15 protein-coding genes are annotated in these 21,081 nt (G+C 64.2%); 8 read left to right on the forward strand and 7 right to left on the reverse strand.

Features of this window, described 5'->3' with window-relative positions; all coding sequences use genetic code 11:
• Nucleotides 1-95 precede the first annotated feature (95 nt).
• Together ACYVM5_RS16390 and ACYVM5_RS16395 are read left to right on the forward strand one after the other, a co-directional pair.
• Nucleotides 96-2,738: a glucosidase family protein gene (locus ACYVM5_RS16390; protein WP_460619181.1), complete on the forward strand. Its 2,643-nt coding sequence runs from the start codon at nt 96-98 to the stop codon at nt 2,736-2,738.
• Nucleotides 2,739-2,831: 93 nt separating this feature from the next.
• Nucleotides 2,832-5,111 (forward strand): GH92 family glycosyl hydrolase, encoded by a 2,280-nt coding sequence (locus ACYVM5_RS16395; protein ID WP_460619182.1) that lies wholly within the window; start codon nt 2,832-2,834, stop codon nt 5,109-5,111.
• A 74-nt stretch (nt 5,112-5,185) separates the two neighbouring features.
• Here the strand turns inward: ACYVM5_RS16395 and ACYVM5_RS16400 are convergent, their stop codons facing one another.
• The 4 genes from ACYVM5_RS16400 to ACYVM5_RS16415 form a co-directional block, all read right to left on the reverse strand.
• Entirely contained in the window at nt 5,186-6,271 is a 1,086-nt protein-coding gene (locus tag ACYVM5_RS16400) for a mechanosensitive ion channel family protein (protein ID WP_460619183.1), read from the reverse strand.
• A 107-nt stretch (nt 6,272-6,378) separates the two neighbouring features.
• On the reverse strand, nt 6,379-7,230 hold the full coding sequence (locus tag ACYVM5_RS16405; RefSeq protein ID WP_460619184.1) for an ion transporter: 852 nt from the start codon (nt 7,228-7,230) through the stop codon (nt 6,379-6,381).
• Nucleotides 7,231-7,399: 169 nt separating this feature from the next.
• Nucleotides 7,400-8,164, reverse strand: a complete 765-nt coding sequence (locus ACYVM5_RS16410; protein ID WP_460619185.1) for a TPM domain-containing protein — start codon at nt 8,162-8,164, stop codon at nt 7,400-7,402.
• A 97-nt stretch (nt 8,165-8,261) separates the two neighbouring features.
• Complete coding sequence (locus ACYVM5_RS16415) at nt 8,262-9,539, reverse strand: zinc dependent phospholipase C family protein (RefSeq protein ID WP_460619186.1); 1,278 nt, start codon at nt 9,537-9,539, stop codon at nt 8,262-8,264.
• Between the two features lie 125 nt (nt 9,540-9,664).
• Between ACYVM5_RS16415 and ACYVM5_RS16420 the strand changes: the two genes are divergently transcribed.
• From ACYVM5_RS16420 to ACYVM5_RS16430, 3 genes are all read left to right on the forward strand, one after another.
• Nucleotides 9,665-10,864: a DUF1624 domain-containing protein gene (locus tag ACYVM5_RS16420; RefSeq protein ID WP_460619187.1), complete on the forward strand. Its 1,200-nt coding sequence runs from the start codon at nt 9,665-9,667 to the stop codon at nt 10,862-10,864.
• Nucleotides 10,865-10,979: 115 nt separating this feature from the next.
• Nucleotides 10,980-11,813: a phosphatase PAP2 family protein gene (locus ACYVM5_RS16425; protein WP_460619188.1), complete on the forward strand. Its 834-nt coding sequence runs from the start codon at nt 10,980-10,982 to the stop codon at nt 11,811-11,813.
• A gap of 206 nt (nt 11,814-12,019) precedes the next feature.
• Nucleotides 12,020-14,914 carry an endo-beta-N-acetylglucosaminidase gene (locus ACYVM5_RS16430; protein ID WP_460619189.1) on the forward strand — a complete coding sequence of 965 codons (2,895 nt, stop codon included), beginning with the start codon at nt 12,020-12,022 and terminating at the stop codon, nt 14,912-14,914.
• 14 nt (nt 14,915-14,928) lie between these two features.
• Here ACYVM5_RS16430 and pncA read toward each other — a convergent pair whose 3' ends face one another.
• Entirely contained in the window at nt 14,929-15,555 is a 627-nt protein-coding gene (gene pncA / locus ACYVM5_RS16435) for a nicotinamidase (RefSeq protein WP_460619190.1), read from the reverse strand.
• 134 nt (nt 15,556-15,689) lie between these two features.
• Here pncA and ACYVM5_RS16440 point away from each other — a divergent pair, with 134 nt between their 5' ends.
• The gene (locus ACYVM5_RS16440) at nt 15,690-16,559 is read left to right on the forward strand and encodes an SDR family oxidoreductase (RefSeq protein ID WP_460619191.1); all 870 of its coding nucleotides are present in this window, start codon (nt 15,690-15,692) and stop codon (nt 16,557-16,559) included.
• Here the strand turns inward: ACYVM5_RS16440 and ACYVM5_RS16445 are convergent.
• On the reverse strand, nt 16,556-17,107 hold the full coding sequence (locus ACYVM5_RS16445) for a GNAT family N-acetyltransferase (RefSeq protein WP_460619192.1): 552 nt from the start codon (nt 17,105-17,107) through the stop codon (nt 16,556-16,558). The two genes, ACYVM5_RS16440 and ACYVM5_RS16445, sit on opposite strands and share 4 nt — an antisense overlap.
• A gap of 135 nt (nt 17,108-17,242) precedes the next feature.
• Between ACYVM5_RS16445 and ACYVM5_RS16450 the strand changes: the two genes are divergently transcribed.
• On the forward strand, nt 17,243-17,983 hold the full coding sequence (locus ACYVM5_RS16450) for an SDR family oxidoreductase (RefSeq protein WP_460619193.1): 741 nt from the start codon (nt 17,243-17,245) through the stop codon (nt 17,981-17,983).
• A 155-nt stretch (nt 17,984-18,138) separates the two neighbouring features.
• On the opposite strand, the gene ACYVM5_RS16455 is transcribed toward ACYVM5_RS16450, so the two are convergent.
• Nucleotides 18,139-19,644, reverse strand: coding sequence for a malate:quinone oxidoreductase (locus ACYVM5_RS16455; protein ID WP_460619194.1), 1,506 nt, complete (start codon nt 19,642-19,644; stop codon nt 18,139-18,141).
• A gap of 325 nt (nt 19,645-19,969) precedes the next feature.
• Here ACYVM5_RS16455 and ACYVM5_RS16460 point away from each other — a divergent pair, with 325 nt between their 5' ends.
• Nucleotides 19,970-21,055, forward strand: a complete 1,086-nt coding sequence (locus ACYVM5_RS16460) for an asparaginase (protein WP_460619195.1) — start codon at nt 19,970-19,972, stop codon at nt 21,053-21,055.
• The last annotated feature ends 26 nt before the right edge of the window (nt 21,056-21,081 follow it).

Here is a 21,081-nt window from a genome sequence, read left to right on the forward strand (position 1 = left end):
ACCCGCCCAATCCCGTAAGCCCGATTTCCCGCTAACCTCGCCAGTAGCGCCCGCGCTGCGTTCTTCGCGCCCGGCCCTGCTCGCTCCGACCCGCTATGCAAGAACAAATACGACTGGCCGAAGCCCGTACCAAAACCACCGACTGGAAGCAATTCGGCCCCTACCTCACCGAACGCCAGTGGGGCACCGTGCGCGAAGACTACAGCGCCCACGGCGACGCCTGGAACTACATCAGCCACGACATGGCCCGCGCTTACGCCTACCGCTGGGGCGAAGAAGGCCTCGGCGGAATTTCCGACGACCAGCAGCTGATGTGCTTCGCCATCGGCCTCTGGAACGGCCACGACAACCAACTCAAAGAGCGCCTCTTCGGCCTCACCAACCCCGAGGGCAACCACGGCGAGGACGTGAAAGAGCAGTACTACTACCTCGACAGCACCCCCACGCACTCCTACATGCGGATGCTGTACAAGTACCCGCAGGCCGCTTTCCCTTATGCTGAGCTGCGGGCCGAAAACGCCGCCCGCACCCGCCAGGACCCCGAATTTGAGCTGTTCGACACCGGTATCTTCGCCGAAAGCCGCTACTTTGACGTCTTCATCGAATACGCCAAAGCCGGCCCGCAGGACATCCTCGTCCAGCTCACCATCCACAACCGCGGCCCCGAAGCCGCGCCGCTCACGGTGCTGCCCCAGCTCTGGTTCCGCAACACCTGGACGCTGGGCTACGACGACCATCGCCCCGAAATCCGCCGCATCAAATCCGATGCAATGGCCGCCGAACACCAGGATTTGGGCCGCTTCCAGCTCTACTGCGACCAGGCATCCGACCTGCTTTTCTGCGAAAACGAAACCAGCCCCACGCTCTTCGGTAAGAAACGCAAGAAGAAAAACAAAGCCGGTCGCTACTTCAAGGACGGCATCAATGAGTACGTAGTCGAAGGCCAGAAAACGGCCGTAAACCCCGCCCAGCACGGCACTAAGGCCGCCGCCCGCTACCAATTCACCATCGAGCCCGGCCAGCCCCAGGTGGTGCGCCTGCGCCTCAGCCAGCCCGAGCACGCCGAACCGTTTGCCGATTTCGACCACCTTTTCAACACCCGCCGCCAGGAATCCGATGAGTTTTACGACTGCATCCAGGAGGGCCTCACCAATGCCGACGCCCGCAACGTGCAGCGCCAGGCCTTCGCCGGCATGCTCTGGAGCAAGCAGTATTATTACTACGACGTGAGCCAGTGGCTCGACGGCGACCCCGCCCGCCCCACGCCGCCTGCCCAGCGCCTCGAAGGCCGCAATTCCACCTGGCGCCACCTGCACAACGCCGACATCGTCTCGATGCCCGACAAGTGGGAATACCCCTGGTACGCCGCCTGGGACCTGGCCTTCCACTGCCTGCCGCTGGCCATGGTGGATGCCGACTTCGCCAAGCACCAGCTCCGCCTGCTGTGCCAGGACGGCTACCTGCACCCCAACGGCCAGATGCCCGCCTACGAATGGCATTTCAGCGACGTGAACGCCCCCGTGCACGCCTGGGCCACCTGGCGCGTGTACCAGATGGACCGCAAGCTGCACGACGGCAAGGGCGACACTGCCTTTCTCGAAGCCGTGTTCCAGAAGCTGGTCATGACCTTCACCTGGTGGGTGAACCGCAAGGACCGTGACGAGCGCAACATCTTCGAGGGCGGCTTCCTGGGCATGGACAACATCGGCGTGTTCGACCGCTCATCCCCGCTGCCCACCGGCGGCAAAATCGAGCAATCGGACGGCACCAGCTGGATGGCCATGTTCGCCCTCAACCTCATGCGCATGGCCCTGGAGCTGGCCCGCACCACGCCCGTGTACCAGGAAATGGCCACCAAGTTCTTCGAGCACTTCCTCTACATCGCCGAGGCCATGACGCGCGGCGGCGGCGGCCATTTCAACCTCTGGGACGAGGAAGACCAGTTCTACTACGACGTGCTGCACGCCCCCGACGACTCGCGCACCCGCCTGCGCATCCGCTCCATGGTGGGCCTCATTCCGCTGTTCGCGGTCGAAGTCGTCGATGATGAATTACTCGCCACCGTGCCCGAATTCCACGCCCGCGCCCTGGCCCTCATCCAGCGCCGCCCGCGTCTGGCCGAGTTGGTGAGCCGCTGGCAGGAGCCCGGCCAGGCCACCAAGCACCTCATGGGCCTCATGCGCCGTAGTCGCCTCCGTAGCGTGCTCACCCGCATGCTCGACGAAACCGAATTCCTCTCCGACTACGGCATCCGCTCGCTCTCTCGCTACCACCTGGATAATCCCTACTGGTACCACATGGGCGAAAAAGACAGCTTCTCCGTCGCGTACGTGGCCGGCGAGGCTGATTCGGATATGTTCGGCGGCAACTCCAACTGGCGCGGCCCCATCTGGTTCCCGGTTAATTATTTGATTATCGAGTCGCTGCAACGGTTTCATACCTACTACGGCGACGCTTTCACCATCGAATACCCCACCGGCTCGGGCCAGTTGCACACGCTGGCGCAAGTGGCCGATGCCCTTTCCGGCCGCCTCGCACGCCTGTTTCTCAAGGACGAAAACGGCCGCCGCCCGGCCCACGGCGATACCGAAATCCACCAGACCGACGAGCATTTTCGGGATAATCTGCTCTTCCACGAATACTTCCACGGCGACGACGGTCACGGCCTCGGCGCCAGCCACCAAACCGGCTGGACCGGCCTCGTGGTGCGCCTGCTGCACAAGGCGAACGCGAAGTAGCGCGGACTTTGTAGTCCGCGAGTGAATTGGTTGACTCGCGGACTACAAAGTCCGCGCTACTTTGCGCGCTCCAAACCGTTTTCCCGCCCGCCTATGTCCCTCCGGCTACTTCTGGTTCTGTTGCTTGCGCTGTTCGGCACCACCCAATCCTCAGCCCAAACCCTCGCGCCCGCCGATTTGGTGAACCCGCTCATGGGCACCGATTCCAAGCCCGACCTCTCGAATGGCAACACCTATCCCGCCATTTCGCGGCCCTGGGGCATGAACTGCTGGATGCCCCAAACCGGCAAAATGGGCAACGGCTGGGCCTACCAGTACGGGGCCGATAAAATCAGGGGCTTCAAGCAGACGCACCAGCCTTCGCCGTGGATGAACGACTACGGGCAGTTCATGCTCATGCCCGGCACCGGCAAAATCAGGGTGGGGGAGGACGAGCGCGCCAGCTGGTTTTCGCACAAATCCGAAACCGCCCGGCCCTACTACTACAGCGTGTACCTCGCTGATTACAACATCACCACCGAGCTGGCCCCCACCGAGCGCGCCGTCCGGTTCCGCTTCACCTTCCCCAAAACCGACAGCGCCTACGTCCTGCTCGATGCCCTCGACAAAGGCTCCTACGTGAAGCTGCTGCCGGCCCAGCACCGCATCATCGGCTACACCACTCGCAACCGGGGCGGCGTGCCCGCCAACTTCAAAAACTACTTCATCGTTGAGTTCGACCGCCCGTTCACGGCCACGCACTTGGTCAACGATAACACCCTGACCAGCACCGGTACCGAGCTCACCGCTGCCCACGCGGGCGCGGTGGTCAGCTTCCGCACCGGCCGGGGCGAGCAGGTGCAGGCCCGTGTGGCTTCCTCGTTCATCAGCGCGGAGCAGGCCGAGCGCAACCTCCAGGAAATCGGCACCGATGACTTTGAAACCGTGAAGCAGAAGGGCCGCGACGCCTGGAGTAAAGCTCTGGGCCGGGTCGAAATCCAGGGCGGGACCGATGAGCAACAGCGCACGTTTTACTCCTGCCTCTACCGCTCGCTGCTGTTTCCGCGCAAGTTCTACGAGCTGGACGCGGCCGGCCAGCCCGTGCACTACAGCCCCTACAACGGCCAGGTACAGCCCGGTTTTCTCTACACCGATACCGGGTTTTGGGACACCTTCCGGGCCTTGTTTCCGCTGCTGAACCTGATGTACCCGTCGGTGAATGCCGAAATCCAGGCCGGGCTGGCCAATGCCTACCGCGAGGGCGGCTGGCTGCCGGAGTGGGGCAGCCCCGGCTACCGCAACATCATGGTGGGCAACAATTCCGCCTCCGTAGTGGCCGAGGCGTACCTGAAAGGCGGGCGCGGCTACGACATCAATACCCTCTACCAGGCCCTGACGCACGGGGCCAACAATGCCGGCCCGCTCGAAGCCGTGGGCCGCGCCGGCGTGAGCTACTACAACAAGCTCGGCTACGTGCCCTACGACGTGAAAATCAACGAAAGCGCCGCCCGCACCCTCGAATACGCCTACGATGATTTCGCCATCGCGCAGCTGGCCACGGCCTTGAAGCGGCCCAAAAAGGAAATTGCCCTCTACACCCAGCGCAGCCAGAACTACCGCAAACTATTTGATAAACAGAGCGGCCTGATGCGCGGCCGCAATCAGAACGGCACCTTCCAAACCCCATTCAATCCCTTCAAGTGGGGCGATGCCTTCACCGAGGGCAACAGCTGGCACTACACTTGGTCGGTGTTTCACGACGTGCAGGGCCTGATGAACCTGATGGGCGGCCCCCGGCCTTTCCTGGCCACGCTGGACTCGGTGTTTACCCTGCCGCCCATCTTTGACGAAGCGTATTACGGCGAGGTCATCCACGAAATCCGGGAGATGCAGATTGCCAATATGGGCCAGTACGCCCACGGCAACCAGCCGGCCCAGCACATCATCTACCTCTACAACTACGCCGCCCAGCCCTGGAAAGCTCAGTATTGGGCCCGCGAAACCATGAACCGCCTCTACCGCCCCACGCCCGACGGCTACTGCGGCGACGAAGACAACGGCCAAACCTCGGCCTGGTACGTGTTTTCGGCCTTGGGCTTCTACCCCGTGTGCCCCGCTTCGGACCAATACGTGCTCGGTGCACCGCTCTTCCCCAGGGCCACCCTGCACCTCGAAAACGGCCACGACGTGGTGCTGAATGCCCCCGCCAACAACGCCGCCAACCGTTACATCAGCCAACTCAAAATGAACGGCCAGCCCTACGGCCACAACTGGCTCAGCCACGGCGCCTTGCAGCAGGGCGTTACGCTGGATTTCGATATGGTGCCCGCGCCCGCCACCACCCGCGGCACCGCCGCCGAGGACGCCCCCTTTTCCGCCTCCAAACCAGATTAGCAATGTAGCGCGGACTTTGTAGTCCGCGAGTCAATCAATCCACTCGCGGACTACAAAGTCCGCGCTACGGCCCGTCAAGTGGCCGCGCCAACCACCGGAGGCCCATCCACCTCGGCCCGCGTGCGGGGCAGGCTGGCGGGGAAATCCCGCTGCAAAAACGCCACCAGTCCCTCGCGCACGACGCAACGCAAATCCCATAGCGCGCTGGCATTGGCGGCGCTCACCAATGCCCGTATCTCCAGGGTGCGCTCTTTCGAGTCCGTTACTTGCAGCACGCACACCCGCTCATCCCAGAGCGGGCTGGCTTCGAGCAGGCGGCGCAGCTCGGCGCGCAGGGCATCTACGGGCACGGTGTAGTCGGTTTGGAGGAAGACCGCGCCGGTGAGGCGGGCGCTGGTGCGTGTCCAGTTCTGGAAGGGCTTCTCGATGAAGTAATTGAGCGGCAGCACCAGCCGGCGCTCATCCCAGATGCTGAGCACCACGTAGGTGAACGTAATTTCCTCCACCCGGCCCCATTCGCCCTCCACCACCAGCACATCATCAATTCGGATGGGCTGGGTAAACGCAATCTGAAAGCCCGCCAGCAGGTTGCTAATGGAGCGCTGCGCCGCAAAACCCACAATCACGCTGGCAATGCCAGCCGACGTGAGCAAACCCGTGCCCAGCCGCCGCACCGTTTCAAAGCTCATCAAAACCAGCCCCACCGCCACAAACGCCACCAGCGAAGCCGCCAGCTTCTTCAGAAACTGGAGCTGCGTGAAGAGCTTGCGCACCCGCAGATTATCGGGCGAACCGAGCTGGTAGCGCAGCTGCACCAGGTCCTGAAACACGTCCAGCGTCTTAATCAGGCCCCAGGCGAAGGTGAGAATCAGCACAAACTCGATGAAACGGCGCAGCACCTCAAACGGCTTGGGCGGCAGGGGCACCAGCGGCAGCAGCAGCGAAATGGCCAGCACCGGCAGAAACCACGCGCTGGCCATGCGCAGGTGCCGCGCCAGCGAGCGGGCCAGGGCCGAATCTTCGCGCCGGTCATAGGCCCGCAGCCCGGCGAAGATGACAAACCGGACCACCAGCCCGGCGGCCAGCCCGCCCAGCAGCACGGCCAGGCCCGTGAAAATATCGGGGAAGTGCGAGACGAGATGCGCCAGCTGTTCGTTCATAAATTACCAGTTGCGCGGACGGCCCGGGCCGCCTTCGGGTGAGCAGGGTGTACCCCACCCGGCCCGGAAAGGTTAGCCGGATGGCGCTTGCGGCTCGTTGGCCCGCGCTACACCGGCTGTCCGCAGCGCCAGCAGAATTTGGCATCGGGGCGGTGGCCATCAGCCTGGCAGGCGGGGCAAACGGCCTGTTTGTAAACTGGCGCGACTGTCGCGGGCGGGGTGGCCGGGGCCGCCGGCTGCGCCATCTGGGCCGACACAATGCCGGTGGGCACGGCAATGATGGCGTAGCCCATTACCATGAGTACCGAGGCCAGCGACTGGCCCAGCACGGTGACCGGCGAAATGTCGCCGTAGCCCACCGTCGTTACCGTTACCACGGCCCAATAAATGCTTTTCGGAATGCTGGTGAAGCCATTCTGACCGCCTTCCACTACGTACATCAGCGTGCCCACCACGATAACCAGCGTGAGCACCGCTGTGAGAAATACCAGAATTTTGAAGCGGCTGGCCTTCAGCGCCTGCACGATGAACTCGCCCTCGCCCACGAAGCGGCCCAGCTTGAAAATCCGAAAAACCCGCAGCAGCCGCAGCGTGCGAATGGCCAGCAGATAATGGCTGCCCGCCAGCACCAGCGCCGCCAGCGCGGGCACAATGGCCAGAAAATCAATGATGCCGAGCAGGCTCAGCGCGTAGGCCAGGGGCCGGCGCACCACCAGCAGCCGCACCAGGTATTCGATGAGAAACAGCCCCGTAAACGCCCACTCCACGGCCCGCAGAAAGGGGCCGTATTCGACCGCGATGCTGTGCACGCTTTCCAGCATCACGGCCAGCACACTGAGCACGATGGCCACGAGCAGCACGATATCAAACGCCCGCCCGGCGCGGGTATCCGACTCAAAAATAATACGATAGGCGACCCGCTGCCAGTGCGGCGCGTCGTCGCGGGGGCGAATATCCATGGGCGAGGGGCCGGATTCTGCGCGGTGGGAATGGGAGTGGGCCGTGCCTGCGCTACGGGAGGTATTACGCAACAAAAGCGCCGCCGGCCAATGCCCGCCACCCCGGTGCGCTTCCGCGCTGGCGAATAGCGCAACCCTTCCTCAAAAAACCAGAGGTGTGGCTGCCGGCCTACCAGCCTCCGCTGCTGCCCCCGCCTCCGAAACTGCCGCCCCCGAAGCTGCTGGAGCTGCTACTGCTTGACGATGACCCGCTGCTGCTCGACGAACTGCTCATGGTGGAGCGCGTGCGCGACCCCGAGCTGCCGCCCGCCCAGCTGACCTTGAAGAACATCACGTACATCACCCCCAGGCCCAGGGGTACCAGCGTCAGGAATATCAGCCACACCCACCACGGCTGCGCCGCCCACGGGGCCGGGTGCGGCGTGAACGGCGAAAACTCGCCCGCCGCCCGGTGAATTATCACGTCGATGCCGTGGTCGAGCCCTTCGTAATAGCGCTTCAGCTTGAAATCGGGCTGGAACTGCTGCGTGATAATCTGGGCAGTTACGTAGTCCGGCACCCGCTCTTCCATGCCGTAGCCCGTCTGGATGGCCACGCGCCGGTCATCAATGGCCGCCAGAATCACGATGCCGTTGTTGCGGCCTTTCTGGCCCACGCCCCAGGCCTCGCCGAGCTGCTGGGCGTACTCGGCCACTTCGTAGGGTGCCACCGTTTTCAGCAGCACTACGGCAATCTGGGTGGTGGTCGAGTCGTTGTAGGCTTGCAGCTTCTGTTCCAGCGCCAGCCGCTGCTCCGCGCTGAGCACGCCGGCAAAGTCGTTGACGAACCGCGCCGGGTTGGGGCGCGGGGGCAGGGCGGCGGGCGGTACGCTGGCGTGCGCCAGCGTTGTCAGCAGAAGAAAAAAGCTGAGCCACCACCACGAAAATATTCGCATGAGCGCACTGGTTTTTAAAGGGGTAAGCTCAACCGCATACGCGCCCGTAACGCAACGGTTCGGCCGGAAAATCAATGCAATTGCACGGGGCGCCCGGCTAGTGTCGCGCCCGCAGCGCAGCCAATGCCGCTTCCGTGGCCGGGCGCTTTTTGTCGGCTTTGCGCTCCTGCTTGCTGTCGTCGTGCTCCTGCTCCTGGACGGTGGTGGGCACGCCACTGGCGAAATAGTCGAGCAACGCTTGGCGCAGGGCGGGGGTGAGGTGCTTGAATTTGCGTTTTTGCAGCTTGCGCAGCAGCTCGCCATAGGTCTGGTCGGCCAGGGCGTAGGCGGTGGGGCGGGTGGGCTGGCCGGTGTCGAGGTTGGTATCGGGCAGGGGCAGGGTGTGGGTGGTGTCGGCGGGCTGCTCGTGGGTAAGGGCACAAAACCGGGCCAGCGAGGCGCGGTAGCTGCGGTGGAACTGCAGGGCCCCCGGCACATCGGGCAGGGTGAAGGCGTAGGGCTTGAGGGGGCCAACTTTGGGCAGCACGCTCAGCACGCTGGCCATCAGGCGCGCCCCGAAACCCGGCCGTTCGTTGTCGTGCCCAAACTCGCGGCGGTACTGGCGGCGGTTGTTGTGGTAGAGCGAGTCGGCCCGCCGGGCGCGGGGGCTTAGTTCCCGTATTTCATCGTGCTTGTGCTGCCAGGCGGCCCGCGCCGCCGCCGGCAGCAGGTGGTTCACGGCAAAGCGGAAGGTGGCTACGCTGGCGTCCACGTTGAAAAAAATCTGCTTCATCTCCAGCCCGTAGGTTTGGCGGAAGGCGCGCTCCATCACCGGCTTGCTCACCCGGAAGCCGATGGCCTTGTGGTAGGCCTGGCTGCGGAAGCGGCCGGCCGCTACCTGCACCACATCGAAGGAAAATTCCAGCTCGGTGTGCCGCACGGTGGCCTGCTCGTAGGTGACGATGGAGCCAAATTTCGCCTTCAAATCGGGGTACACCGTCGGGATAATCTGGTTGGTGCCCTCGGGGTGGCCCACGTTGTCGGCGGCGTAGTGGGCCAGCGCGCCCAGCGCAAAAGCGTACTCGTTGCGGTTGCGGGCCTGGCGCAGCAGGTTGCGCACAAAGTCGCCGGCCCGCACGTAGTGCGTGAGGTTGGTGAAGAGTGTGGAGCCCAGCGGGTAGTAGCCCATGTCCTGCAAAATGGCCCCGCCGTAAGCGTAGCTTTTGGCCAGGTTCATTTCGTCGGGGGTGCCGCCGGGGTAGTGGTGCTGCAGCAGCGGGGCAATGCAGTCGGCCCAGGTCGTGTCGACGATGGCCTGGTGGGTGAGCACGGAGTAGGCGGCGGCCGGTGCGGTCGGGGCCGCCAGCAGCAGAAAAAACAGCAGACGAAAGAGCATGAAAACGGGCGCGAGACAGGCGGAACTTGGGCAACGTGGAAAACCACCCGCCCGTTGCTGGCCGCCCCGCCAAGGCTTCGGTAAATCCCTTAACTTGCCTGCCTCTTCCCCCAACATTCCCGCCGATGGAACTGACTACTACCCTGCCACCCCCGCCCGTTGCCAGCCGGGCCGCCACGCCCCGCGTGCAGGCCATTGATGTGGTGCGCGGCCTGGTCATGGTCATCATGGCCCTCGACCACATCCGGGATTTCTGGAGCCCCACCACCGTGCGGCCCGAGGATGTGGCCCAGGCCTCGGTGCTGCTGTTTTTCACGCGCTGGATTACGCATTTCTGCGCGCCGACTTTTATGTTTCTGGCCGGCACCAGCATCTTTCTCTACGAGCAAAAGCAGGCCAGCAAGGGCGCGGCAAGCCGGTTTCTGCTCACGCGCGGGCTGTGGCTGGTGGTGCTGGAAATTGTGGTGATGAACTTCATTCTGGAATGGGGGACTTACCAGCTGCTGCTGCTCACGGTAATCTGGGCGCTGGGCTGGAGCATGGTGATACTGGCCGGCCTCATCTGGCTGCCGCGCGGGCTGGTGGGGGCGCTGGCGTTGGCCGTCATTGCGGGGCACAACCTGCTGCCCATCATCCAGCCCGTAACCAGCGCCACGCTGCTGCCGGCCGTGCTCTACGATAGTCCTTTTGTTTATGTGCTCACGCCGAAATTGCCCGTGCTGGTGGCCTATTCCATCCTGCCCTGGGCGGCCGTGATGGCGGCCGGCTACTGCATCGGGCCGTGGTTTCGGATGGCGCTGCCGGAGCGCAAGCGCCTGTTGCGCTGGGCGGGTGCGGGCGCGCTGCTGCTTTTTGTGGCGCTGCGGGCCAGCAATTGGTACGGCAACCCGCAGCCGTGGGCCACGCAGGAGCGGGGCCCGGTCTATACCCTGCTGTCGTTTTTGAACGTAACCAAATCGCCGCCCTCGCTGCTCTTTCTGAGCCTGACGCTGGGCGTGGCGCTGCTGCTGCTGTCGGTGGCCGAGGAGCTGCCGGCCCGCCTGCGCGGCTGGCTGAGCGTGTTCGGCAAAGTGCCCATGTTCTACTACATCCTGCACTTTGCGCTCGTCAGCTTCGGCACGGTGGTTTGGACGTGGGCCGCGTTTGGCCAGCCCTACAACTTAGCTTTTTCGCCGCCCAACGTGCCCCAGCCGGCCGCCTATCACCCCAGCCTGCTGCGGGCGTATGTGGTGTGGGCCGTGGTGGTTTTGCTGCTGTACTGGCCCTGCCGCTGGTACCAGGGCTACAAGCAGCGGCATTCGCATTGGTGGCTTTCCTACCTGTAAATGCTGTCGACAAAAGCCCGCCAATGGCTGGAGGAGAACGACTCCTAAAGCTCATCTGTGACCAACCCTGCGCGCTGATTCTTCGTTTCGGGCTTCATCACCAGATTGTCTTTAGATGAAGTTTTTCGCCTCTCTCGCCCTGGCCGGCTCTTTGCTGACGGCTGCAGCGCCCACCGTTTCAGCCCAAAACCAGGCCGGTTCGCCCTACCACACCCGCTTTGCCGTCGATGGTCCCGTCATCCTGGGCCTGGGGGCGGTAAGTGCCTTCGGCCTCTACCGCGTGCAGCAAAAAAGCGGCCTGAGCGATGCCGAGCTGGCCGCCCTCAACAAAAACGACGTGCCCAAAATTGACCGCTTTTCGGCCGGCTGGTACAGCGACCGCGCCCAGACCACCAGCGACTTGCTCTGCTACCCCACGCTGGTTATCGCCCCCGGCCTGCTGGCCCTCAACGACGATGTGCGCAGCCACTACGGCCAGATTCTGGGCCTCTACGTCGAAACCATGCTGGCCACCGATGCCCTGTTTACCACCTCGGTAGGCAACATCTACCGCTACCGGCCCTACCTCTACGGCCCCGAGGGCGGCGGTGGCCGGTCGGGCGCCATCGCCACCAATTCGTTTTTCGCTGGCCACACGGGCCACACCGCCACGGCCACCTTTTTCGCGGCCAAAGTTCTGCACGATTTCAATCCCGGCTACGCCGGCGAGCCCTTCGTGTGGGGCGCGGCGGCCGTGGTGCCCGCCGCCGTGGCCTACTTCCGCATCGAGGCTGGCAAACACTTCCTTACCGACAACATCGTAGGCTACACCGTGGGTACGACCATGGGCATTCTGGTGCCGCAGCTGCACAAAGTGGCCGGCCGCCACGGCATGTCCTTCATGCCCGTGCAGGGGCTGAATGCCAACGGCTACGCCTATTCGGGCATGCTGCTGAGTAAAAAGCTGTGATTAACGGTCGTGCTTAGACCAGTTAAAAATCAGAAAAGCCCGCCGGATTACTCCCGGCGGGCTTTTTCGTGGGCTGATGCGATGGTGGCTGGGAAATAATTTCTGCCGGGGTGAGGTAGGGGCGTGAGTGGTTGGGCTTTACCTTGCCGTGGGGTTGCTTAGCCCCCGGCCTCTCCATCCACCCCTCACCACCCCCTCACCACCCCATGAAACACTGCTACTCCCGATTTTGCTTGCTGCTGACGCTGCTGGCGGCCACCCTCGCCGCGCAGGCCCAGATTGAGCCGGCTGCCCAGTACACCACCCTCACCCCGGCCCAGCTCATGGCCTGGACCAGCACCGGCCCCACCGCCGTGCCGGCCAACGTGAGCACCGTACCCCTGGCCACCCGCCAGAATTCACTCGCCCCCCAGCTCAACCCCAATCAGAGCTTCAGCTCCAAAGTGAACTGGTGCCCCGATGGCATGAACAACTTCGTGGGCTACCTCAACGAGCAGCCCCAGTTCAACCTCTACAACTTCACCCACTGGCAGTACATCGACGTGCTGACGTGGTTTGCCAGCCCCATCGGCATCCCGTGCCGGCCCTGGGTGGAGGCCGCCCACCGCAACGGCGTGAAGATTATCGGCACCATTTTCACCGATGCAGCGGGCTTCGTGGCCCTCACCCAGAAAGACGCGGCCGGCAACTACATCGGCGCCCAGAAGCTGGTGGACGTGGCCAACTACTACGGTTTTGATGGCTGGTTTTTCAACGAAGAATCGCGTCTGAGCGCGGCGCAGGCCACCGAATTGATTAACCTGCTCAAGCAGCTGCAAGCCATCCGGCCCGCCGGCATGGAGATTCACTGGTACGATTCGATGCTGCCCAGCGGCGTGGTGTCGTATCAGAATACGCTGAACACCAGCAACGCCCCGCTGCTGCAAAGCGGCACCGACCGCGTGAGCGATGCCATGTTCACCAACTATTTCTGGTCGGGCCCCACGGCCATCAACACGGCCGTGACCACGGCCGCCAGCATCGGCCGCAGCCCGTTCGATGTGTACAGCGGGGCCGACATCTGGCCGGGGCGCAACCCCCAGCAGCTCTTCAACAGCACCACCTGGCTGGGCAACTACTACACCGGCGGCAGCCCCGCCACCCCGCGCACCTCGCTGGCCGTGTTCGCCCCCAACCTCACCTTCAACGGCGGCCTGAACAACTTCAACAGCAACCCCGCCGACTACCAGAATTTCTACAACACCGAGGTGCGCCTCTTCTCCGGCGACGACCTCGACATCACCACCGCCGACGCCAGCGGCTGGCAGGGCTTCGGCTACTACCAGCCGGTGCGCTGCGCCATCACCAGCTTGCCCTTCGAAACCAACTTCTGCGTGGGCCAGGGCAAGATTTTCGCCAACAACGGCGCCGTGGCCGTGAAGGGCTGGACCGACATGGCCAAGCAGGCCATCCTGCCCTCGTGGCAGTGGGCGCGCACCGGCGCGGCCACCATCGGCGTGGGCTTCGATTTCAGCCGCGCCTGGTACGGCGGCACCAGCGTGAAACTGGCCGGCAGCCTGGCCGCCGGCGCCAGCACCACCGTCAAGCTCTACCAGACCAAACTACCCATTACCGCCACCACCAGCCTCGACCTGACCTACAAAGGCCTCGCCGCCGGCGCCAGCAGCACCCGCCTGGCCCTGTATTTCAGCGACAACCTGACCACGCCTGAGTACGTGAACGTGCCGGCCCTGGCCGATACGCTGTGGGCCAGCACCACTGTTTCCCTAGCCGCCTACGCCAACCGCGAGCTGGCCATTATCGGCGTGCAGGCCACCTCGGCCACGGCCCTCACGGCCTACCGCTTCAACCTGGGCAAGCTGAAACTGTACAACGGCACCGCCGCCACCGTAGCCCCGGTGGCCAACTTCGCGGCCACTGCCACCACCGTGCTCACCGGCCAGCCCGTCACCTTCGCCAACTCGTCCACCAACGCCACCAGCTACACCTGGGCCTTGCCCGGCGCCACGCCCGCCAGCAGCACCGCCATCCACGCCACTGCCACCTACGCCACCGCCGGCACCTACGCCGTGACGCTCACGGCCAGCAACGCGGCCGGCCAGAACGTGCTCACCCGCCCGGCCTACATCACCGTGCTCACGGCCCCGGCCGCGGGCAGCAACACCTCGCTTAGTTTCGATGGCCTGAGTAAGTACGTCGACGCTGGCGTCATCAACATGAGCGGCGCGGCCTTCAGCCTCGAATGCTGGGTGAAGCCTAACTCGTTCAAAGCCGCGTCGCCCTACATTTCCAGCCTCATGGGCATGGAGGACGGCGGCGTGAACACGCTGATGCTGCGCCTCGGCGATGCCGGCATCGATGCCAGCCAGGTGCAGTTTGTGGCTCAGATTGGCGGCAGCACCCGCAAGCTGGCCTCGGTAGCGCGCCTCACGGCCGGGCAGTGGACGCACCTCGCCGGCACTTACGACGGCACCACCATGAAGCTCTACGTCAACGGCGTGCTCGATAACTCCCAGGCCGCCAGCGGCAGCCTGACCGCCAACGCGCCCTTCACGCTGGGTCGCAACTACGCCGCCTCGCGCGGCCTCGACGGCCGCCTCGATGAAGTGCGCGCCTGGACCCGCGCCCTCACCGCTGCCGAAGTTGCCGCCAATGCCTGCGGCGTGTCCGCCACCAGCACCGCCCTGGCCGCCTACTGGAAGTGCAACGACTCGCCCGCCCTCACGGCTGCCGACGCCTCCGGCCACGCCCACCCCGGCACCCTCACCAACATGGCCGCCAGCGACTGGTCGCTCGATGTGCCCGCCCAGTGCGCCACCGCCACGGCCACCCGCTCGGCCTCGGCCACCTCGGGCCTGCAAATGCAGGTTTTCGGCAATCCTGTGCCCGGCGGCCGGGCCGAAATTGAAATCCAGGGTGCCCAAAACCAGGCGGTAACGCTGCAGGTAAGCAACGCGTTGGGTGCCGTGGTGTGGCGCCAAACTGTGCCCGCCAGCGCTGCCAGCCGCCTTAGCGTGCCGCTGCCCGGCGCTTCAGGCGTTTACCTGCTGCGCGCCAGCACCACCAGCGGCACCGCCACCGTGAAGCTGCTGAAGCTATAGCGACTGCTTAATAGTTAAGATGCTGACACCACCGTCAGCAGGGAGGGGCTCGCCGCAAGGTGAGCCCCTTTTGCTTGCAAATCGGCCTGCGCCGCCGCCCAGCCTTCGGCCGAAATGGCGCGGGTGGCATCGGTGATTACAGTGGTAGCGAAACCGGCCTCCAGCGCATCGAGAGCGGAGTAGTACACGCAGTAGTCGGCGGCCAGGCCGGCCACGAAAACTTCGGTCACACCCCGGCCGTGCAGGTAGTCGGCCAGGCCGGTGCTTTTGCGGTGGCCGTTGTCGAAAAATGCGCTGTAGCTGTCGATTTCGGGGTTCATGCCCTTGCGGAAGATGGCCTCGATGCGCTCGGTGCGCAGGGCGGGGGCCAGCTCGGCGCCGTCGCTGGTCTGGGTGCAGTGGTCGGGCCAGAGCACCTGGGGCAGGCCGTGCAGGTCAATCTGCTCGAACTGGCCGCGGCCGGCGTGGCTGCTGGCGAAGCTCTCGTGCCCGGCCGGGTGCCAGTCCTGGGTCGCCACTACCAGGTCGAAATGCGGCTGCAACTCATTCACCAGCGGAATGATGGCGTCGCCCGCGGGCACGGCCAGCCGGCCGCCGGGCAGGAAATCGTTTTGAATATCGATGAGCAGGAGGGCTTTCATGGGCAGGGAGAAAGAGGGCGAAAGGTAAAAGAACGGCAGGCTTCGTTGGCACACCGCAGGACGTTTCGCATAAATAAACCAAGCATTTGGCTCGGAGTTACGTTTACCCGAAGACAACCCTACGCTCAACCCTCATGCCCGACCTTCATAACCAGATAATTCTCGTCACCGGGGCCACGTCCGGCATCGGCAAAGTCACGGCTACCGAGCTGGCCAAAATGGGTGCCCACGTCATCATTCTGGCCCGCAACGCCGAAAAAGCGGCCGATACCCAGCAGGAAATCAAAGCCGCCGCCGGCCACGACCACGTGGACGTGCTGCTCGCCGACCTTGCCGACCTGGGGCAGGTGCGCCGCGCCGCCGCCGAATTCAACGCCCGCTACCCGCGCCTCGACGTGCTGGTGAACAACGCCGGGCTGATTTTCGGCTCCGAGCGCCAGCACTCACCCGAAGGCAACGAGCTGGGCGTGGCCACCAACCACCTCGGCCCGTTCCTGCTCACGGCCCTGCTGTTCGATAAGCTGAAGGCCAGCCCCGCCGCCCGCATCGTGAACGTGGCCTCGAAAGTGTACCGCATTGCCCGGCCCGATTTGGCTGATTTCCAGTCGGCCCGGGGCTACGGCGGCTTGCGCGTGTACGCCAACACCAAGCTCTACAACATCATGTTCACGCAGGAGTTGGCCCGCCGCCTGCGCACCCACGGCATCGGCAATGTGACCACCAACGTGCTGCACCCCGGCGTGGTGGCCAGCGGCTTCGGCAACGGCTCGGGTGGGCTCATGGGCTTTCTCACGCAGCTAGGCCGTCCCTTCATGATTTCGGTGGCGAAGGGGGCCGAAACCAGCATTTTCCTGGCCTCCGCGCCAGAGGTGGCGGCCATCAGCGGCGGCTATTTCGACGAGAAAAAGGCCGAACCCGTAAAGCATCCCTTCAATACGCCCGAAAACGCCGCCCGGCTCTGGGCGCTGAGCGAGGTGCTGACGGGGGCGCAATTTCTGGATTAAGCCAGCGGGTGCGCCGGGTGCAGCGCCCGCCACTCATCCTCCAGAATGCCCATTTCGATGAGTGTCCAGTAGCCGTCGCCGTGGCGCACCACGTCGCGCATCACGCCTTCCTGCTGGAAGCCGCACTTGAGGTAGCAGTTGATGGCCGCGTGGTTGAAATCGTAGACGCCCAGGCTGATGCGGTGCAATTTCAGGTCCTCGAACCCGATGCGCAGTAGCGCCTTTACCATGCCTTGGCAGATGCCCCGGCGGCGCTCGGTGCTGTTGCCCACCAGCACGCGGGTGATGCGTCCGGCCCGGTCGCGCTCGCTGATGCCGCCCAGCGAAATATGCCCGACGGTGACGCCGGTTTTGGAATCCACGGCCTTGTAAATGAATACGCTGGGGTCGTGTACGTCGTTCGCGCCCTCGATGTACCAGCTCAGGCCGGCCTCGGTGAGGGGGAAGGAAAACATTGAGCCGCTCCACTCTTTCATTAGCCGCTCGTCGTCGACCCATTCCATGAGCTGGGTGAAATCGTCGGAGGTGAAGGGTTCCAGTTTAATCATATTCCAAAAGGGGAGGGGCCGGCTTGATAAGCCCGACAATAAGCCCGCAAGATACGGCCCCGGCGGGCTGCCCTGCTAACCAACCGGGCGGCTGGCTTGTTAGCGGCCTGCTTCTCAAATCCTCTATTTTTCTTCATGAACTTAGCCACCAACACCATCCTGCTCACCGGCGGGGCTTCGGGCATCGGCCTGGCGCTGGCCGTCCGTTTTTTGCGGGCCGGCAGCACCGTCATCATCGTGGGCCGCCGGGCCGATAAGCTGGCCGAAGCTCAGCAGCGCTACCCCGGCCTCATCACGCGCCAGGCCAACATCGCCGACGTATCCGAACGTCTCGAATTGGTGCGCTGGGCCACCACCGAATACCCCGCCCTCAACGTGCTGGTGAACAATGCCGGCATCCAGAACCGCATCCAACTGGCCGACGATTCTGCTACCGATTGGGACCAGCGCCGCGAGGAGCTGGTCATCAACGTGGAAGCACCCATTCATCTGGCCACGCTGCTGGTGCCGCACCTGCGCCGGCAGCCGGGCGCGGCCATTATCAACGTCACCTCGGGCCTGTCGTTCGCGCCGGCCGCGTTCGTGCCGATTTACAGCGCGACCAAGGCGGCGCTGCATTCGTTCACGCTCTCATTGCGCCACCAATTGGCTCCCACGGGCATTTCGGTGCTCGAAATCGTGCCGCCGGCCGTGGATACCGACCTCGGCGGGCCGGGCCTGCACACCTTTGGTGTAAACGTGGACGAGTTTGCCGATTCGGTGATGGCACGCCTGGGCGCGGGCGAGCAGGAGGTGGGCTACGGCAGCTCCGAGAAGGCGCGCCTGGCCTCGCGGACGGAGTTGGATGAGCAGTTTCGGGTGATGAACAACCGGTAGGAGGGCAACGGGCTGCAAAAGCAACGGTCATGCAGAGCGCAGCGAAGCATCTTTACCGCACTAGCAATTCCTGTCGAATGGGATTACTATTGCGGTAAAGCTGTTTCGCTGCCCTCTGCATGACGGCCTTTTTATTATTGTTCAGGGAAGCGCCCTTACGCCTCCAGCCGCAGCACTTCGCGGCTGTGCTCGCGCACGGCGGCAGCCAGCGCCGGATTATCGGCCAGCTTCTGGCCGAATGAGGGCACCAGCTGCCGGAACCGGGCCTGCCACTCGGGCGAGGCAGCGCGTTCGGGGAAACACTTCTGCACCAACTCCAGCATAATGGCCACGGCCGTGCTAGCCCCTGGTGACGCGCCCAGCAGCGCCGCGATGGAGCCGTCGGCAGCCGTCACCATTTCGGTGCCGAATTCGAGCACGCCGCCTTGCTTCTTGTCCTTCTTGATGACCTGCACGCGCTGGCCGGCCACTTCGAGTTGCCAGTCGGCGGGGTTGGCTGCGGGGTAATACTCGCGCAGGGCGGCGGTGCGCTCCTGAGGCGTTTGCAGCACCTGGCCGATGAGGTATTTGGTGAGGCCCAGGTTGCGCGCCCCGGCGTAGAGCAGCGGCCGGATGTTGCCCAGCTCGATGGATTTAAACAAATCGGTGTATGAGCCTTTCTTCAAGAACTTGGTGCTGAAACCGGCATAGGGGCCGAACAACAGCTCTTTGTGGCCATTTATCTGGCGGGTGTCGAGGTGGGGCATCGACATGGGCGGCGAGCCCACGGCGGGCTTGCCGTACACTTTGGCCTCGTGCCGGGCAATCACGGCGGGGTTCTGGCACTTGAGCCACTGCCCGCTCACGGGGAAGCCGCCGAAGCCATTAGCCTCCGGAATGCCCGATTTTTCGAGCAGCGGCAGCGAGCCCCCGCCCGCCCCGATGAACACGAAACGCCCCCGCACGATGCGGCTCTGGCCGGTAGCCAGGTTCTTCACCTTGAGCCGCCAGATGCCGTCGTCCTTGTGCCGGAAGTCCTCCACCTCGTGGCCGAGGTGCAAATCCACGCCCGGCAGGCCCTTCAGGCGGTCGGACAGGGCGCGGGTGAGAGCGCCGAAATTCACGTCGGTGCCAATGGGCATGCGCGTGGCAGCCACCGGCTGGGCGGGGTCGCGCCCCTCCATCACCAGCGGAATCCACTCGGCAATCTGCCTGGGGTCGGTGCTGAACTCCATGCCCTGAAACAGCGGTGAATGCAGCAGCGCGGCGTGGCGCTTGCGCAGGTATTCCACGTTGGCATCGCCCCACACGAAGCTCATGTGCGGGATGGTGTGGATGAAGGCCGTGGGGTCGGGCAACTGGCCTTCCTGTACCAGCGAGGCCCAGAATTGCTTGCTGAGTTCGAACTGCTCGGCGATTTTATCAGCTTTGCTGATGTCAATCGAGCCATCGGGCCGCTCGGGCGTGTAGTTGAGCTCGCAGAAGGCCGAGTGGCCGGTGCCGGCGTTGTTCCAGGCGTCGGAGCTTTCGGCGGCCACGGCATCCAGCCGCTCGTAGCCGCTGATGGTGAGGTTGGGGTCGAGGGCTTTGAGGAGCACGCCGAGCGTGGCGCTCATGATGCCCGCGCCGATAATGATGACGTCGGAAACGGGTTTGGCAGGGGAGGAGTCGGTTGAATTCATGAAAATAGGTAAGGGTGCCGCAGGCAATACGGTGGACAAGGGAACGGGGCTGTTTGTTGGCGGAAAAAGGTGGAGTGGACAGAAAGCTCCCCTCCTTACCAGGGAGGGGACGTTGCCGCGCCAGCGGCAACTGGGGTGGTTGTAGGCGTTGAACGGCTGTTCGAATAATTCTCTGCAAACCTTTCGGTCAGGTAGACGCCACGTATCGGTTTCGTCCCAACTTTGTGCAACGCCACAACCACCCCAATTTTTGCTTCGCAAAAATGTCCCCTCCTTGGTAAGGAGGAGAGTTCTCCGCCCATTCCGCCCGTTCAGCCTCCCACCCATGCCCGACCTCGACCTGCCCCTGCTGCCCCTGCCCACCCGCGCCGACGCGGCCGACAGCACCGCCCCGCGCCTGCTCATCATCTACACCGGCGGCACCGTGGGCATGGCCGTGAACCGCAGCGGCGGCCTGGTGCCCATGCAGTTCGGCCGGCTCGACCGCAAGATGCCCGAGCTCACGCGCTTGCCCTTCCGGCTGGAGCTGCTGAGCCTGCCCGAACCCATCGACAGCAGCAACGTAACGCCGCAAGACTGGCTGTTTCTGGCCCAGCTCATCGGCCGGCACTACGCCGATTTCGACGGCTTCGTGGTGCTGCACGGCACCGATACCATGGCCTACTCGGCGGCGGCGCTGAGCTACATTCTGGAGCATTTGGGCAAGCCGGTGGTGTTTACCGGCGCGCAGGTGCCCGTGGGTGCCAACCGTTCCGATGCCCAGCGCAACCTCATCACGGCGCTTGAAATTGCCGCCGCCCGCCACGCGCGGGCCGGTACCGTGCGCGTGCCCGAGGTGTGCGTGTTTTTCAACGACGTGCTCATTCGTGGAACCCGGGCCAAGAAGGTTGAAAGTCAGCAGTTCGCCGCTTTCAAAAGCGAGAATTACCCGCCGTTGGCCCGGGCGGGCATCGGCCTGGAGTTTGACGACAAAAGCATCCGCCTACTACCTGCCACCCGCCTCAAGGTGCACGAAAATATGGAAACCGGCGTGGCCGTGCTGCCCCTGTTCCCGGGCATCACCGAGGCGGTGGTAGCGGCCGTGCTGGGCGTGCCGGGCCTGCGCGGCTGCGTGCTCGAAACCTACGGCTCGGGCAACGCGCCCACCGCCGAGTGGTTCCTGAATTGCCTGGCCGAGGCGCGCCGGCGCGGTGTGTGGCTCCTCAACGTGAGCCAGTGCGAGGAAGGCCGCGTGGTGCAGGGCAAGTACGAAACCAGCGCCCGCTTCGCGGAAATGGGCATCGTGGGCGGCGAGGACATCACCACCGAGGCGGCCGTCACCAAACTCATGTTCGTGCTGGGGCTGGGGGTGAGTGAAGCCCGCACCCGCGAGCTGCTGGCCACCGACTTACGCGGCGAAATCACGCTGTAGCGCGGACTTTTAGTCCGCGAGTTAAG

It is taken from the genome of Hymenobacter ruber (assembly GCF_054783255.1).